The following is a 15,455-nucleotide window of genomic DNA, read 5'->3' on the forward strand; positions in this document are numbered from 1 at the left end:
GGTATCCCTCCTCTAGTCTAAACTGCGTGAGCGCAGTGCCACGAGTCCCCGCGGTTTCCATTGCAAGAATGCAACAATACAAGCAAATACAAGCACCTTGCCAATCGATGCACTTGTGTATGTTTCAAACAATGTATTGAACACGCCAATACCCAGCGCACCCGCAACGGTACCTACCAGCTTCCCAACACCGCCAAGCACGACAACCATAAATGCATCCACGATATAATAGGTTCCAAGAGACGGACCAATAGGTCCGAGCAGCGTCAATGCACAGCCCGCGATCCCGGCGATACCAGAACCAATAGCAAAGGTAAGTCCATCTACCTGTCTGGTGGAAATCCCGAGACATCCCGCCATGTTGCGGTTTTGCATTACCGCTCGCATACGCCGTCCCTGAGCCGTCTTATAGATGTAGATATACATTAGAAGCAGCACTACAACCACCAACAGGATGATAAACAGTCTTGTATACGGGAGAACAATAGAATCCGTGACTGCGAATCCTCCATTAAGCCAGGAAGGACTGGTTACCCCGACATTCGGGGCACCAAAAATCGTCCTTGCCAGCTGCTGCAATATCATCCCAACGCCCCAGGTAGCCAGAAGGCTATCCAGAGGACGTCCGTATAAATGACGAATGAGCAGTACTTCAAGCAGCCACCCTACTGCTGCAGCAATCAGAAAAGAAACCGGCAGCGCCACTAGGAAATAAGTATTAAACCAAGAAGCCGGCATGTAGGAGATAAACAGATTTTGCGTGACGAATGTCGCGTAAGCTCCAATCATGATCATCTCCCCATGCGCCATATTAATGACGTTCATGAGCCCGAAGGTAACAGCAAGACCCAGTGCAATCAAGAGCAGAATGGAACTTACACTAAGTCCATTAAAGGCTTGCAGTATAAACATATCCATCCGAGTTCTGCCTCCTTCCCTTAGTATAGAAAATATGCGATTTATTCAGCGCTGAGCGATTTACCCCATTCATAGGTTTCAAGATATGGGTCTGGCTTTACAGGCTCGCCTGAATTCCACAGCTCTTTGAATTGTCCATCTGACTGCACTTCACCGATCCGAACGGTTTTGTAAATATGCTGATTATCACCATCAATCGTCACTTTTCCGCTTGGCGCATCAAACTCGATCCCTTTTGCTGCTTCCTTCACCTTCTCCACATCTGTCGATCCCGCCTTCTCAACCGCGGCCTTCCATAAATAAACCGCCGTATATCCTGCTTCAATCGGATCTGCCGTTACACGGTCTTCACCATATTTTGCTTTGTAGGCTTCTGTGAACTTGGTATTCTCCGGAGTTTCTGTCGTTTGATAATAATTCCATGCCGCAAGATGACCTGTCAGCACATCCGCACCAATGCCTCGAATCTCTTCCTCCGCTACACTGACAGAGAGAGTCGTTATATCCTCAGAGGTGATGCCCGCATCCTTTAATTGTTTAAAAAACGCAACGTTACTGTCCCCATTCAGCGTGTTGTATACGACATCAGGGTCAGCTGCTTTGATCTTGCTGATAATCGTACTGTAGTCCGTATGTCCTAATGGTGTATACTCTTCTCCTACGACCTCTCCGCCCTCAGCCTGCAGCTGTGCCGTTATAATCTTGTTCGCTGTCTTAGGGAAAACATAGTCTGAGCCTAGCAGGAAGAACTTCTTACCCCGATTCTCCAGCAGCCAGCTGACCGAAGGTACGATCTGCTGATTCGTCGTCGCGCCGGTATAGAAGATGTTAGGCGAAGCTTCCAAGCCCTCATACTGAACAGGATAGAAGAGAAGTCCTTTGTTCGATTCAACAACAGGCAGCATGGCTTTACGACTTGCGGAAGTCCATCCTCCAAACACCGCCGCCACTTTATCCTGCTGGAGCAGCTTCCCTGCCTTCTCTGCAAAGATCGCTGGATCAGAGGCACCGTCTTCAATGACAGGCTCGATCTGTTTGCCAAGCACGCCGCCGGCTGCATTAATTTCCTCAATCGCCAGCATCTCCGCATCCTTAACCGATACCTCGCTTATGGACATTGTCCCGCTGAGAGAATGCAGTACGCCAACTTTAATCGTATCCCCGTCTGAAGCAGCTGCCGTTTCTGCTCCTTCCGTACCTGTTGTTTGCTGTGTGGCCGTTTCTCCACCGGATGACACACATCCAGACAGCATCAGAACACCAGCGATCATGACAGGAAACCATTTGCCGAACTTTTTCTTTAACATAGACTCCACTCCCCTTTGTTTTTTCCCTCAGACCGAACATTCTCATAAATTTTTCCAACAATGTTTGGTGATCACATTATAGGTGCATCTATTTTGTTATGTCAATATTCCTTACATAATTTTATTTTTCGCCTAACTCGATCATGCATCTTCACAAAATGATATGATTATCATTGACAAAGCATTCTTATCTGTGTGAGTATATTTAACATAAAATGATCTATTTCAATTCTATCGTTTCTAGCAAAGATAGATATTTCCACAGCCTCATCGGCAGTAGGATGGGTTTAATCACACAACGAATAAAATGAACGCTTTTGCTCCACCCATCCGTTGTATTATGATGTTAGATATCAAACTTGAAAAATCTAGAAATAGATTGTAGTGCAGAAAGGTTGGATTCATGTGCACTGGACTGAGGAAGAAAAAGACAAACTGCTTGTTACCGTAGCTGCCAACTTGGCCAGGGAACGCAAGGCGCGCGGACTCAAATTGAATGTACCCGAAGCCATCGCCATCCTGACCTCTGAAGTGCTGGAGCGAGCTCGCGACGGCATGACAGTTGCAGAGCTGATGCGCTATGGAGGAACGGTATTGACGAAGGAGGACTGTATGGAGGGTGTACCGGATATGATTCCGGAGGTACAGGTAGAAGCTACTTTTCCCGACGGGACGAAGCTGGTAACCATTCATGAGCCGATTCGCTGACTCTTACGCAATAGTAACAGAATACACGCATAGAAAGGCAGGGAATTCATCTTGATCCCAGGAGAATACAGGTTAAAGAAGGACGACATCATCTGTCATCCTGATCGTGACACGATTCAGCTCACCGTGATCAACCGGGGAGACCGGCCGGTGCAGATCGGTTCACACGTCCATTTCTACGAGGTGAATGCCCAGCTTGATTTCGATCGCAAGAGTGCCTACGGACGCAGACTGCATATTCCAGCAGGAACTGCTGTACGTTTTGAGCCCGGTGAGGAGAAGCCTGTAGATCTGACTACATTTGGTGGGAAGCAGAGAATTCAGGGCTTTAACAATCTGACCAACGGATCACTGGATCAGCCTGCTGATGAGGTCAAGCTTAAGACATTTATCGAAAGGTTCGGTGCTCCCGCAGCGAATAATGAAGGTGATCCATCATGAAAAAAATGACACGTGAGCAGTATGCATCCATGTTTGGACCCACAACAGGTGATGCCATCCGACTCGCAGATACAGAGCTGTGGGCAGAAATCGAGAAGGATTATGCCGTATATGGTGATGAGAGCAAATTTGGCGGAGGCAAGGTCATCCGAGATGGCATGGGCCAATCAGCTTCTGCCCTGCGAAGCGAAGGAACACCGGATACGGTCATTACGAATGTTGTCATCATAGACCATTGGGGTATTGTAAAGGCGGATATCGGTATTCGGGATGGATTTATTTGCGGCATTGGTAAATCCGGTAACCCGGATACGATGGATGGCGTTGATCCCGCTCTCATTATTGGCGCAGCAACCGAAATTATAGCCGGAGAAGGGCATATCATCACTGCCGGAGGAATAGACACACATATCCACTTTATCGCACCACAGCAGATACGTACTGCCATCAACTCAGGTATTACGACGATGATCGGCGGTGGAACCGGACCTGCTACAGGCACCAAAGCCACAACCTGCACTCCAGGCGAATGGCATATACATACGATGCTGCAGTCCGCGGAAGGCTTTCCGATGAATCTCGGGTTCCTGGGTAAAGGAAACAGCTCAACAACGGAACCACTGATCGAACAGATTAAGGCTGGGGCAATTGGACTGAAGCTGCATGAAGACTGGGGTACAACGCCCGCTGCCATCGACGCTTGTCTTACTGCAGCCGAGCAGCAAGACGTACAGGTAGCCATTCATACAGATACATTGAATGAGACCGGATTCCTGGAGAGCACGCTTGCCGCGATTAACGGCCGCACCATCCATACCTATCATACAGAGGGTGCGGGCGGTGGACACGCCCCTGATATCATTCGTGCTGCAGGAGAGAACTACGTTATCCCGTCCTCTACGAATCCGACCAGACCTTACACTCGAAATACGGTCGAAGAGCATCTGGACATGCTCATGGTGTGCCACCATCTGGATCCATCCATACCAGAGGACGTCGCTTTTGCAGATTCACGGATTCGTCCGGAGACCATTGCAGCTGAAGATATTCTTCATGATCTTGGTGTATTCAGTATTATCAGCTCGGATTCACAGGCTATGGGCCGGGTAGGCGAAGTCATTATCCGCACCTGGCAAACCGCCGACAAGATGAAGAAGCAGCGCGGTAAGCTCTCGATCACCGAGAATTCGCCATCGGACAATGACCGGATTAAACGTTATGTCGCCAAATACACGATCAATCCTGCAATCGCTCACGGAATCAGTCATATTGTCGGATCGGTTGAAGTCGGCAAATGGGCGGATCTTGTGCTGTGGAGCCCGGCGTATTTTGGAGTCAAACCAGAGATGGTGCTGAAGGGCGGCATTATAACCCAGGCACAGATGGGTGACCCGAATGCCTCTATACCGACACCACAGCCCGTATTTAACCGCCCTATGTTCGGTTCGTTCGGTAGAGCGCTGCAAAAAGGCTCCATTACCTTCGTATCCCAAGCTGCTAAAGAAGCCGGCATTGGCGAGCAGCTTGGCTTGACTAAACGAATTGAGGCTGTTAAAGGCTGCCGAAGCGTGACCAAAAAGGACATGATCCACAATAATGTTACGCCAGTCATAGAAGTTGATCCTGAAACTTATGAAGTCAAGGCTGACGGAGAGCCGCTCACTTGCGAGCCTGCCGAGAGTCTTCCTATGACACAGCGATATTTTATGTTCTGATCCGCTCATCAGACTTAAGGAAGTGGTTACACGTTGCAGACCAGCTCTACGATTAAATTACTAAGATACGCACAGCTGCTGGATTCGGCACTTCCCATAGGAGGCTTCTCCCATTCTTCAGGGCTCGAAACCTATACCGCCGAAGGGGTAATCCGGACAAGCGAAGAGCTCGCTTCATTCATTCGCAGCCAGCTGACCGGGAGTCTCACCCGTTTAGATGGACTTGCCATGAAGGGTGTGTACGAGGCAGCAGCGAATAACAACCCTGAGGGAATCGCCTTTTATGACAAGCGTCTGTTTGCCCAGCGCTCCCCTAGAGAACTGCGAGAGAGCTCTCACAAAATGGGAAAACGCCTAGTGAAGCTGGCGCGAAGTATATACACCGACCTAGACCTCGATTTGCTCGATATCTCTGTTCGGGATCATCGCGCTCTATGCTGCCTGCCGACTGTGCATGCCTATATCGCCTTCCAGCTGGAGATTGGTCTAGATGAGGCAGTAACCGGGCATTTGTATACCGCAGTTACAGCTTATGTAAACAGCGCGTTACGGTTAATGCCGATAGGCCAGACTGAAGCGCAGCGATTGATTCAGGAGCTCATTCTTGATATCGAGGCAGCCTGGAACACAGTCAAAGACACCGATCCTATGGGGATGAGCAGCTATAGCTTTGCTCAAGAAATTTATGCCATGAGGCACGAAACACTGCCAGCCAGATTGTTTATGTCTTGAAGTAAAACGAACTATATATTTCTTAAAAATCAGGAGGATGATTCATATGTGTGGAACAGGCTCAAATCATCATCATCACGCAAATTGGGAGAGAATTCCGTTCGATCACAGTCGCCCAATGCGTATCGGTATCGGGGGTCCGGTTGGCTCCGGCAAGACTGCCCTTGTAGAGAAGCTGTCCAAGGCTTTGCGTACACGCTACAGCATAGCAGTCATTACCAACGACATCTATACCAAAGAGGATGCTGAAATCCTTCTTCGCCAGAATGCTCTCGATAGCAGCCGCATTATCGGTGTTGAGACCGGAGGCTGCCCGCATACTGCGATTCGCGAGGATGCTTCTATGAACTTCGAAGCCGTAGAGGAGCTGCAAGAACGCTTTGATGATCTGCAAATGATCTTTATCGAGAGCGGCGGGGATAATCTGTCCGCTGCCTTCAGTCCGGAGCTGGCTGATGTATTTATCTACATCATTGACGTAGCCCAAGGCGAGAAGCTCCCTCGTAAAGGCGGTCCTGGTATCACACGTTCGGACCTCCTGCTCATCAACAAGACCGACCTCGCCCCATTCGTTGGCGCAGACCTCAGCGTCATGGAGTCAGATACGCAAAAAGTGCGCGAAGGCCGCCCTTATGTGATGTCCAATCTGATGAGCGGCGAAGGCGTATCCGAGATTATCCATTGGCTTGAGCACCAGCTCATGGATGATGAGGCAGCTGCTGCCCATGAGCATGCTCATGAACACGGCCATCACCACTCCCACTAATCTCCGGTCAGAAGAGCGGACAGATCTGTATCCGTCCGGTACGAAACGAAGTGAGCTGTATGCCACCTTTGAACGCAAAGGTGGCCTCACTTATATTACGGACCGGTATCATACTGTGCCGCTGAGAATCAGCCGGACCTTTCGCCTTCCCGGCAGTGACGGAGAGCTATGTGTATACACCTCAGATGTATCACCGGGTGTGATGAATGGTGATGCGTATGATTCAAAATGGCTGCTTAAGGAAGGATCTCACGTAGTCCTCACTAGTACTTCGGCTACGAGACTACATCCGACACCGACCCTCCCTTCCTCTGTTAGCCACACCTTTCATTTGGAACAGGGCGCAATACTAGAGTACTTCCCAGAATGCGTTATCCCTTTTGCCGGGAGTCGGTCTGTCTTGACTACAGCATTCCATCTCGGTAACAACGCCACTCTAGTCTATGCGGATGTATGGTCGGCTGGCCGGGTACATCGCGGAGAGCAATTTGACTTTATTCACTTCCAAGGCCACACCGAGGTATGGAAGGAGCAAGAGCTCCTTGTCTGGGATCGATTCTCCCTTGAGCCGGGTCTTGAGGAAGTAAATAACCTGTCAGGGATGCTCGATTATACGCATATGGCCGCTTTATGGATTGCAGGAGAGAATATCAGCGCGAAGGAGCTTACAGTTATACGAGAAGCCCTTCCACAAACCGGCCGTATTCTAGCAGGCGCAACCCTTCTCGCAGGTGGACAAGGGATCGCTGTACGCATGCTCGGGAGAGCAGCCTTTGAGCTCCAGGAGTTTTGTATTGAATTGTGGAATCAGATCAGACCTGAAGTAATAGGTAAGGTCCCTCTGCAATTCAGAAAATAGAGTCAAATAAAGGCCATGATCTGCTGTACAGCAAATCAGGGCCTTTCGTATGTAAAGCGCACTATCAAATCATAGTCAAGACAGTTCATCCGGACCGTTATCTGCTCGCTTCTGCTTCCGATAACGTGTAAATTCGATATATTCCTTAATGAATTCCTGTTCCTTTATCGTCAAACCAGAAATCGTATCATCCGAAAAAGCATGCTCCGAATGCCCCTTAGTCTCATAAGTCGCGCTCTGCTCTTTAATAAGAGTATCGCTTCTACCGACCATAATCCAGTCCAGACTGACATCAAAAAAGGCTGCAATTTCGATCAGCTTAGCCGTACTTGGTATAGATTTTCCCCGTTTCCAATCACCTAGATTTCCGGTGCTAATCTTAAGTTCCTCACAGAAGGCTTTTTTTGTCATCCCACGCTCATTAATTAATTTCTCAATTCGTAAATAAATAGAATGCATATAAGCCCGCCTTCCAGTTATGTCATTATCTAGTCCATTTTGCAAATAAACTTCACAATAATTTCATATTATATCATACACAAGTTCTATCCTCAGCCTACCATTTGAACCTGGTATGCCTACTCGTATATACTAATATAAATGTCCAGATTAATAGAGCAAAAGTGCTAACTGCCCTTCCCTTTTAAGCCTTTACGAATATACGAATATTAGGAGATTATCACTCGTCTTTAACAGTCTGGATTTTGGCATAAGGAGTGAATGAATGAAGAAGATTAAGATCGTGACGGACTCTACAGTGGACATTTCCCAATCCGTCATACAGCGTCATGGAATTGAAGTGGTACCTCTATCCTTTTCTATTAATGGTGTGAATTATGTCGATGGTATTGATATTACTCCAGAACAATTCATCCAGAAAATGAAGCAGAGCAACGAGCTGCCCAAAAGCTCACAGCCTGCAGCTGGTGAATTTTTGGAGCGTTACAACCGGCTTCATGAGGAAGGTTATGAAATTATATCCATTCACATGACAGGCAGTATGAGCGGTACGGTACGTTCAGCAGAAATGGCTGCCGAGATGTCCAGCGCCAAAGTAACTGTCATTGATTCTCAATACATTTCGAAGGGCCTCTCGTTTCAGGTGCTGGAAGCAGCAGCATGGGCAGCAGAAGGTAAGAGCACTTCCGAGATTGTCGATCGATTGACTGAAATTCGTAATCAAACTAAGCTATATGTCGCAGTAGATACCCTTGAGAATCTGGTAAAGGGCGGACGTATCGGTAAGAGCAAGGGCCTCATCGGCTCACTGCTTCATATTAAACCGATTGCTATGTTATCTGACGGTAAGTATACACCTGTCATCAACCTGCGCAGTCACGCCCAAATCGTCAGACATTTGGCCAAACAATTTGCAGAAGACGTGAAGGGCAAGACTATTCATAAAGTAGGAATTGCTCATGCAGAAGGGCATAAGTTAGCAGAGCAGTTGAAGGAAGCAATCATGGAATTAACAGGTCACAGTGATATTGATATCAGCTATACTTCTCCTATTATTAGTACGCATACCGGTGTAGGCGCCATTGGCTTTATGTATTATTATGGTTAAGCTATCAAAACTAAACTATAGATGTGAGACATGATAGATAAGGACTATCTCTTGAGACAGCTACTACTCAAGTATAGTCCTTTTTTTAATGTACAATGCAGAATAAATCATTTTACCAGAATCGTCATACATTACAGCAGTCAGCAGGAGACATAAAAAGAGCCTTACGTTAAGCACGTAAGACTCTTTCACTAGTTATTAGGATGCGGTCGAGAGGACTCGAACCTCCACGGGTATACACCCACTACCCCCTCAAGATAGCGTGTCTGCCATTCCACCACGACCGCATATTAAACTGGTGAGCCATGAAGGACTCGAACCTTCGACACCCTGATTAAAAGTCAGGTGCTCTACCAACTGAGCTAATGGCTCTTGCTGAGTAATCCAATGATGTATGCCACTATGCGAAGTACATAAAACAAGGTTGGATAAAGTGACCCGTAGGGGATTCGAACCCCTGTTACCTCCGTGAAAGGGAGGTGTCTTAACCCCTTGACCAACGGGCCTTATTTTTTTCGATCGCTCATTGGCGACTTTTAGAGTATATCAAATTTAATAAGTATTTGACAAGCCCTTTTTTTAAAAAAATATAAACAAGTTTATAACCCTGATTGACTACCATATTTAACCAAAATAACGTAGATTGATGCACAATTACATGCTGTTCAATCTATTTAGGTTGCATAATTGCTTATTTTGACTTATGATGACTTATATTGATGCATCAACGTAAGGGGGTTTCCGCTTGTATCAGGAAGAACGCATGCAGCTTATCATGGACCATCTGGCCAATTCAGGTCGAATCTCTATAGAAGAAATCTGCTCGATCTTTGAAGTGTCCAGGGATACAGCAAGACGAGATCTGATCAAGCTTGAAGATCAGGATCTCATTGTACGCACCAGAGGCGGCGCACTACTCCCCTCCCCCATTCAGGAATTTAAAAATTATAAAGATCGTTTGACTACCGTCTCGAATGAGAAAAAGGCGATCGGTCGTTTGGCGGCTGCTCTCGTTCGCAAGGGAGATCGCATTATTCTGGACTCTTCAACCACCGTTCAGGCCTGCGCCGAATATTTACACCCGCAAGATTGCACGGTGATTACGAACTCCATTAACTCGGCAGACCTGCTGTCAGATAAAGATTCGATTCAAATCAGGCTCTTGGGAGGAATATTGCACAAGGAGCATCGCTACGTCTATGGCGCTTCCGTCATTGATACCTTATCCAACTATCATGTCGAGAAGGCTTTTATTGGTGTAGGTGGAGTGACGACCGATGGGCTTAGCTCGGATGATGAAGAAGGCAAGGTAAAGTTCAAGATGATGGAACAAGCCGATACCGTCATTGTGCTCGCGGATCACTCGAAGTTCGGGCGTAACTATTTTTACCGATTTGCAGATTGGAGCATGGTCGACATCATGATTACAGATCGTTCTCCAGATAAAGAAATGCTGGATTTCTTGAAAAAGAATCAAGTTGAAGTGTTAATTCCCGACGACGATCAGGAGGTTACCCTATGATTAAGCTCATTGCTATAGATTTGGACGGAACACTGCTAAACAGTGACAGTAAGATTAGTGAAGAAAATGCAAACGCCATCCGCAAAGCCCAAAGCCTGGGCGTACACGTTACGATTGCTACAGGTCGAGCTCATGCTGACGTTAAGGCGATATGTGCAGAAGCCGGAATTAACACGCCGGTGATCGGGGCAAATGGAGCGACAACGCATGATGAGAATTCAAACCGAGTGGAGTCCATTCCAATGGATAGAAATACAGCTATGTCCGTACTGGAATGGCTTGATCAAAACCAATTTTATTATGAGGTCCTTACCGACCGGGCGATTTATTCGCCAAATGAAGGCCATCAGCTCATGTCTATAGAAATTGACCGTGCCTTAAGCGCGAATCCGGAAGAGAGCCTGGACCGCCTGCTTCGTATGGCAGAGAAGCAATATGAACAAACCGGAATTGTGCGAATCCCTTCCTATCGCAGCATTCCGCAGGATGCGGAAATATACAATATCTTGTCTCTATCCTTTGATAAGCAGAAGCTTGAGCTCGGACGCGCGAGATTCCGGAACAATCCGGAGGTAACCATGGTCATTTCTGCAGATCACAATTTTGAAGTTGAGCATCCGGATGCATCTAAAGGAAATGCACTGAGCAAACTGGCTGCAAGGCTCGGCATATCACTCGAGCATACGATGGCGATTGGAGACAGCAATAATGATGTATCCATGCTTACCCTTGCCGGAACCTCTGTCGCGATGGGCAATGCACATCCAGATATTCAGGCTATTGCCAAAGAGGTTACGCTTACCAATATTGAGAATGGCGTTGCGTACGCTATTGAACGTAAGCTGGCAGGCCTGAATTTGGAGCCCTCTTTAACTTAATTTTTGTGAATGCTGTAAGTAGATTCTGCCTTTTATGTCCTATGAAGCAAAAAAAAAGCCCTCGCGGGCTTTTTTTGTTATATCGGACGGAGAGAGGGATACTCTCCTTCGGTCGAGACTGCGATGTAATCCTTCCGAAGCTTATGCTCCGACGAACCCTTATGGGTTCTCATCCCATCTTTTATGTTCCATAAAGCAAAAAAAGCCCTCGCGGGCTTTCTTTGCTTTATGGAACGGAGAGAGAGGGATTCGAACCCTCGCACCGCTTACGCAGTCTAACCCCTTAGCAGAGGGTCCCCTTATAGCCACTTGGGTATCTCTCCATGGCTCCCCGAACAGGACTCGAACCTGTGACAACTCGATTAACAGTCGAGTGCTCTACCAACTGAGCTATCAGGGAACGTCAGCTGTAATTAATAATTTATCAAAAGTTTAGACGAGAGTCAAGCCTTCGTCAGCTCTGTTATTTTGAGTCTGCCGCTGCAGCGTCCACAGCGATATTTGCGCACATCTACTTTACGCTTACGCTTGTACACCTGTGAGCAGCTCTGACAGATCAGCTCATATTTATAGGGGAGTGATCTGCGAGCTTTTCCACCAGGCAAGCCCTGGCAGTACCTGCTCCCTCCTACCTGAGCTAACAGCTGCTTGAATTCCGGATCACGATGCTTATAGCCTCTTCCGCGTATATGCAAATGATAATGGCATAGCTCATGTTTAATGATCTTCTCTACCTCATCCGCTCCGTACACCGCTAACTGATGCGGATTAATCTCAATACGATGGCTACGAAGCATATATCTGCCGCCTGTTGTCGTCAAACGTTTGTTAAAGACAGCCTCATGGCGAAAAGGTACACCGAAGCTATCCATGGATATCCGTTCTATCCAAGCCTGTAATTCTTCGTTTGTCATTAGATTCACACTTCTTCAGCTCACTTCCGTGCATTGTTTCTACTTGATTGTAACTATACCTTGGGATACACTGTCAAGGAACGTTTAAGAACGACGACCAAAAGGGGAGAATCATCGTTATGTCCAAGATGCGCTATATCATTATGCAGCATGCTGCTGGTCAGCTCGAATTTGTTGAAATGCCATCTGATTATGCCTATCAGCTCAGTGCTCTGAATCTGCGTCTCCACAAAGAGATCAGCAAGCTTACAGCAGATGTGGTTCCAACCTTACCAAGGGCCATTGCTGAATGCGATCAGCTGGATTTGCTCGAAGAGCAATACGCCATCACAGGCGGTCTTGATTATATTAACCAGCTGGAACGATCCTTTGCTTCTGTCAAAGAGGAGCACTACCCACTAGTTGCCCTGTTAACAGAGATTCGCGCCCTTCAGGCCCAGCTCGAACAATGGTATGAGGAAGAAGAACTCATCTAATTAACTCCTCCTGAATTAGAAATGACAAAATAACCGTTCTGCAGATCAAACTAAAGAAATGACGAATGTCTTCTTTAGCCGATCTGTCCAGAACGGTTATTTGATGTAGACCTGCACTAATCGGGCGTTTCCCCCATATGCTAACGTACAGATGTTAACGGGTGTTAGGAGGGATTCCCTTGCCACAGTGGCTGAGTAACCAACTTATGCGTGCATTTCACAAAAAGGACAGTCGTCAAATCAAGCTCTTGAACGAATGCTGGTTCTTCTATCGCAATCGTCCGGGCAATACTGGCGGAATAGAGGCCAATGATTCCAGACTATAGTAATCCATCTACAGCCGATTGTGCTTCTCTTTGCTCTCAGCGCATCGGCTGCTTTTTAACTTAAATGTCCATTTAAGCTTTATTCGGGTTCTTCATTGTCAGTGCAACTCGGCCTTTCTTCAGCTCGACACTAAGTACCCACACCGTCACATTATCCCCTACAGAAACGACATCCATCGGGTGCTTCACAAAGCCTTCACTCATCTGCGAGATGTGGACAAGCCCATCACTCTTAATTCCAATATCCACAAAAGCGCCGAAGTCGATAACATTCCGTACGGTTCCCTGCAGCTCCATACCCGCTTCCAGATCCTCAATCTTAAGCACATCGGTACGGAAGATTGGCAGCGGCAGCTCGTCCCGCGGATCGCGGCCCGGACGCTGCAGACTATCGATAATATCACGTAGTGTAGGCACACCCACCTCTAACTTGCCTGCAAGCTCTTCGATCCGCTGCTCATCGAGCATCTGCGCAAGCTCTTGGCTGCCGAGCTTGTCCAGATCCACCTTCAGCTCTTGGAAGAGCCGATCCACAACAGCATAGGATTCCGGATGGATTGCAGTGCGGTCCAGCGGATTCACTCCTTCAGAGATACGCATGAAGCCTGCACATTGCTCGAAGGTCTTCGCTCCTAAACGAGGGACTTTTTGCAGCTCCTTGCGTGTAGTGAATTTGCCGTTCTCCTCACGGTACTTCACAATGTTTTTGGCAATCGTTGCATTAACGCCTGCCACATACGACAGCAAGGAAGGAGAAGCGGTATTCACATCTACCCCTACATGGTTAACCGCGGATTCAACCACGGCCTTCAAGCTGTCCTCCAAATGCTTCTGAGAGACGTCGTGCTGATACTGGCCTACTCCAATGGCTTTGGGATCGATCTTGACGAGCTCTGCAAGCGGATCCTGTACACGGCGGGCAATCGAGGCAGCACTCCGCTCTGCTACATCCAGGTCAGGGAATTCCTCTTGAGCCAGCTTGGAAGCAGAATACACACTGGCACCTGCCTCGTTAACGATCAGATAAGCGAGTGACTTGGCTTCAAGCTCTTGAATGACCTCGGCCACGAACTGTTCTGTCTCGCGCGAAGCCGTTCCGTTACCAATTACAATCAGCTCAATATCATACTTGTGGATCAGCTCGTTAAATTTCTCTTTTGCTGCCTGCTTCTTATTGTTAGGCGGTGTTGGATAAGTCACAGCCACCTCCAGCAATTTACCCGTATCATCCACAACCGCAAGCTTACAGCCTGTACGGTAGGCAGGATCGACTCCCAGCACCCGCTTACCTTTGATCGGCGGCTGCAGTAGCAGACTGCGCAGGTTACCAGAGAAGATCGAGATCGCCTGGTTCTCCCCTTTTTCCGTAAGCTCGGCTCTGACCTCGCGCTCGATGGAAGGAGCAATCAGACGCTTATAGGCATCCTCAATTACGAACCGCATTTGCTCCTCAACGACCGAAGAAGGCTTCAGAATCTGGCGTCCAATATAGTTATGAACCGGTTCTGCATTCACATCGAGCCCGATCTTAAGAATATTTTCCCGCTCTCCCCGATTGATCGCCAGGATGCGGTGTGGCGGCATTTTTTTGGCCAGCTCACGGTAGCTGTAATAGTTCTCATACACGGATTCCACTTCAGCATCCTTCGCCTCGGAAGTGAGCACTCCATGGTCCAGCGTATAACGGCGAACCCATTTGCGAATTTCTGCATCGTCTGCAATATTTTCCGCAAGAATATCCAGGGCTCCTGCTAGTGCAGCTTCTGCACTCTCTACACCCAGCTCCTCATTCACATAGCTTGCTGCCTCTTCAAGCACATTTCCGTTCTTGGGCTGATTCCAGATCCATTCGGACAAGGGCTCAAGGCCTCTCTCCTTGGCAACGCTGGCACGGGTTTTTCTTTTTTGACGATAAGGCCGGTACAGGTCCTCTACCTCTTGAAGCTTCACTGCCTCGGTAATGGCTGCTGTAAGTTCTGGTGTAAGCTTACCCTGCTCATCAATAATCCGGATAACTTCTACCTTGCGATCCTCCAGATTGCGCAGATACAGGGTACGCTCTTCAATAAGACGCAATACGTTCTCATCCAGTTCACCGGTCATTTCCTTACGATATCGTGCGATGAAGGGTATCGTATTTCCTTCGTTCAGGAGGCCGACCGTCGTTCTAACCTGCTTGATTGTAAGCGACAGCTCCTTAGCCACTTGCTTCACAATTCGCTCTTCACGCTCTTGTTTTACTTGTTCTTCGTTAACTTCCATTGTCGTTGATTCCGTCAAAAAAATCCCTCTTTCCTGTAGGAATTACCTGGGGCGATCTTGAGTT

Annotated in this window: 16 protein-coding genes and 5 tRNA genes; 11 read left to right on the top strand and 10 right to left on the bottom strand. The window is 47.7% G+C overall.

The window, feature by feature from the left end; all coding sequences use genetic code 11:
• Positions 1-12: 12 nt before the first annotated feature.
• Both urtB and urtA read right to left on the bottom strand, forming a co-directional pair.
• Positions 13-918 (bottom strand): urea ABC transporter permease subunit UrtB, encoded by a 906-nt coding sequence (urtB, locus tag BK126_RS07455; RefSeq protein WP_076311965.1) that lies wholly within the window; start codon positions 916-918, stop codon positions 13-15.
• A 41-nt stretch (positions 919-959) separates the two neighbouring features.
• Positions 960-2,225 (bottom strand): urea ABC transporter substrate-binding protein, encoded by a 1,266-nt coding sequence (gene urtA, locus BK126_RS07460; RefSeq protein WP_076311966.1) that lies wholly within the window; start codon positions 2,223-2,225, stop codon positions 960-962.
• Positions 2,226-2,630: 405 nt separating this feature from the next.
• On the opposite strand from urtA, the gene BK126_RS07465 reads away from it, so the two are divergent.
• The 6 genes from BK126_RS07465 to BK126_RS07490 are packed head-to-tail and all read left to right on the top strand — an operon-like array spanning position 2,631 to position 7,446.
• Positions 2,631-2,933 (top strand): urease subunit gamma, encoded by a 303-nt coding sequence (locus BK126_RS07465; RefSeq protein ID WP_047912301.1) that lies wholly within the window; start codon positions 2,631-2,633, stop codon positions 2,931-2,933.
• Between the two features lie 51 nt (positions 2,934-2,984).
• Positions 2,985-3,374: an urease subunit beta gene (locus tag BK126_RS07470; protein ID WP_076311967.1), complete on the top strand. Its 390-nt coding sequence runs from the start codon at positions 2,985-2,987 to the stop codon at positions 3,372-3,374.
• Positions 3,371-5,089 carry an urease subunit alpha gene (gene ureC / locus BK126_RS07475; RefSeq protein WP_076311968.1) on the top strand — a complete coding sequence of 573 codons (1,719 nt, stop codon included), beginning with the start codon at positions 3,371-3,373 and terminating at the stop codon, positions 5,087-5,089. Before BK126_RS07470 ends, ureC begins: the two co-directional genes overlap by 4 nt.
• Positions 5,090-5,122: 33 nt before the next feature.
• Positions 5,123-5,821, top strand: coding sequence for an urease accessory protein UreF (locus BK126_RS07480; protein WP_076311969.1), 699 nt, complete (start codon positions 5,123-5,125; stop codon positions 5,819-5,821).
• Positions 5,822-5,867: 46 nt separating this feature from the next.
• A complete protein-coding gene (gene ureG, locus BK126_RS07485; protein ID WP_076311970.1) occupies positions 5,868-6,587 on the top strand; it encodes an urease accessory protein UreG in 720 nt (239 codons plus the stop codon).
• Complete coding sequence (locus tag BK126_RS07490; protein ID WP_076311971.1) at positions 6,547-7,446, top strand: urease accessory protein UreD; 900 nt, start codon at positions 6,547-6,549, stop codon at positions 7,444-7,446. The genes ureG and BK126_RS07490 overlap by 41 nt, the downstream gene beginning before the upstream one ends.
• Positions 7,447-7,521: 75 nt before the next feature.
• Here BK126_RS07490 and BK126_RS07495 read toward each other — a convergent pair whose 3' ends face one another.
• The gene (locus BK126_RS07495; protein ID WP_076311972.1) at positions 7,522-7,905 is read right to left on the bottom strand and encodes a helix-turn-helix domain-containing protein; all 384 of its coding nucleotides are present in this window, start codon (positions 7,903-7,905) and stop codon (positions 7,522-7,524) included.
• Positions 7,906-8,170: 265 nt separating this feature from the next.
• Here BK126_RS07495 and BK126_RS07500 point away from each other — a divergent pair, with 265 nt between their 5' ends.
• The gene (locus BK126_RS07500; RefSeq protein WP_076311973.1) at positions 8,171-9,013 is read left to right on the top strand and encodes a DegV family protein; all 843 of its coding nucleotides are present in this window, start codon (positions 8,171-8,173) and stop codon (positions 9,011-9,013) included.
• A gap of 204 nt (positions 9,014-9,217) precedes the next feature.
• Here the strand turns inward: BK126_RS07500 and BK126_RS07505 are convergent.
• The 3 genes from BK126_RS07505 to BK126_RS07515 form a co-directional block, all read right to left on the bottom strand.
• Positions 9,218-9,300, bottom strand: a tRNA-Leu gene (locus tag BK126_RS07505).
• Positions 9,301-9,309: 9 nt separating this feature from the next.
• Positions 9,310-9,385 (bottom strand) — tRNA-Lys (locus tag BK126_RS07510).
• 62 nt (positions 9,386-9,447) lie between these two features.
• Positions 9,448-9,519 (bottom strand) — tRNA-Glu (locus BK126_RS07515).
• Between the two features lie 239 nt (positions 9,520-9,758).
• Here BK126_RS07515 and BK126_RS07520 point away from each other — a divergent pair.
• Entirely contained in the window at positions 9,759-10,535 is a 777-nt protein-coding gene (locus BK126_RS07520; protein ID WP_076311974.1) for a DeoR/GlpR family DNA-binding transcription regulator, read from the top strand.
• Positions 10,535-11,413 carry a Cof-type HAD-IIB family hydrolase gene (locus tag BK126_RS07525; RefSeq protein ID WP_076312591.1) on the top strand — a complete coding sequence of 293 codons (879 nt, stop codon included), beginning with the start codon at positions 10,535-10,537 and terminating at the stop codon, positions 11,411-11,413. The genes BK126_RS07520 and BK126_RS07525 overlap by 1 nt, the downstream gene beginning before the upstream one ends.
• 234 nt (positions 11,414-11,647) lie before the next feature.
• On the opposite strand, the gene BK126_RS07530 is transcribed toward BK126_RS07525, so the two are convergent.
• From BK126_RS07530 to BK126_RS07540, 3 genes are all read right to left on the bottom strand, one after another.
• Positions 11,648-11,736, bottom strand: a tRNA-Ser gene (locus BK126_RS07530).
• A gap of 1 nt (position 11,737) precedes the next feature.
• A tRNA-Asn gene (locus BK126_RS07535) sits at positions 11,738-11,813 on the bottom strand.
• A gap of 43 nt (positions 11,814-11,856) precedes the next feature.
• Positions 11,857-12,327: a SprT family protein gene (locus BK126_RS07540; protein ID WP_076311975.1), complete on the bottom strand. Its 471-nt coding sequence runs from the start codon at positions 12,325-12,327 to the stop codon at positions 11,857-11,859.
• A 119-nt stretch (positions 12,328-12,446) separates the two neighbouring features.
• On the opposite strand from BK126_RS07540, the gene BK126_RS07545 reads away from it, so the two are divergent.
• On the top strand, positions 12,447-12,803 hold the full coding sequence (locus BK126_RS07545; protein WP_076311976.1) for a hydrolase/acyltransferase: 357 nt from the start codon (positions 12,447-12,449) through the stop codon (positions 12,801-12,803).
• Positions 12,804-12,982: 179 nt separating this feature from the next.
• On the top strand, positions 12,983-13,129 hold the full coding sequence (gene cmpA, locus BK126_RS29045) for a cortex morphogenetic protein CmpA (RefSeq protein WP_090726023.1): 147 nt from the start codon (positions 12,983-12,985) through the stop codon (positions 13,127-13,129).
• 72 nt (positions 13,130-13,201) lie between these two features.
• Here cmpA and BK126_RS07550 read toward each other — a convergent pair whose 3' ends face one another.
• A complete protein-coding gene (locus tag BK126_RS07550; RefSeq protein ID WP_076312592.1) occupies positions 13,202-15,391 on the bottom strand; it encodes a Tex family protein in 2,190 nt (729 codons plus the stop codon).
• Positions 15,392-15,455: the final 64 nt, after the last annotated feature.

The organism is Paenibacillus sp. FSL H7-0326 (assembly GCF_001955535.1).
Lineage (GTDB): Bacteria > Bacillota > Bacilli > Paenibacillales > Paenibacillaceae > Paenibacillus > Paenibacillus shunpengii.

Excerpts from the sequence above, each read along its gene's own strand:
- urtB (WP_076311965.1), bottom strand. The coding sequence starts at position 918 with ATGGATATGTTTATACTGCAAGCCTTTAATGGACTTAGTGTAAGTTCC.
- urtA (WP_076311966.1), bottom strand. The coding sequence starts at position 2,225 with ATGTTAAAGAAAAAGTTCGGCAAATGGTTTCCTGTCATGATCGCTGGT.
- ureC (WP_076311968.1), top strand. The coding sequence starts at position 3,371 with ATGAAAAAAATGACACGTGAGCAGTATGCATCCATGTTTGGACCCACA.
- ureG (WP_076311970.1), top strand. The coding sequence starts at position 5,868 with ATGTGTGGAACAGGCTCAAATCATCATCATCACGCAAATTGGGAGAGA.
- BK126_RS07490 (WP_076311971.1), top strand. The coding sequence starts at position 6,547 with ATGAGCATGCTCATGAACACGGCCATCACCACTCCCACTAATCTCCGG.
- BK126_RS07495 (WP_076311972.1), bottom strand. The coding sequence starts at position 7,905 with ATGCATTCTATTTATTTACGAATTGAGAAATTAATTAATGAGCGTGGG.
- BK126_RS07500 (WP_076311973.1), top strand. The coding sequence starts at position 8,171 with ATGAAGAAGATTAAGATCGTGACGGACTCTACAGTGGACATTTCCCAA.
- BK126_RS07540 (WP_076311975.1), bottom strand. The coding sequence starts at position 12,327 with ATGACAAACGAAGAATTACAGGCTTGGATAGAACGGATATCCATGGAT.
- BK126_RS07545 (WP_076311976.1), top strand. The coding sequence starts at position 12,447 with ATGTCCAAGATGCGCTATATCATTATGCAGCATGCTGCTGGTCAGCTC.
- BK126_RS07550 (WP_076312592.1), bottom strand. The coding sequence starts at position 15,391 with ATGGAAGTTAACGAAGAACAAGTAAAACAAGAGCGTGAAGAGCGAATT.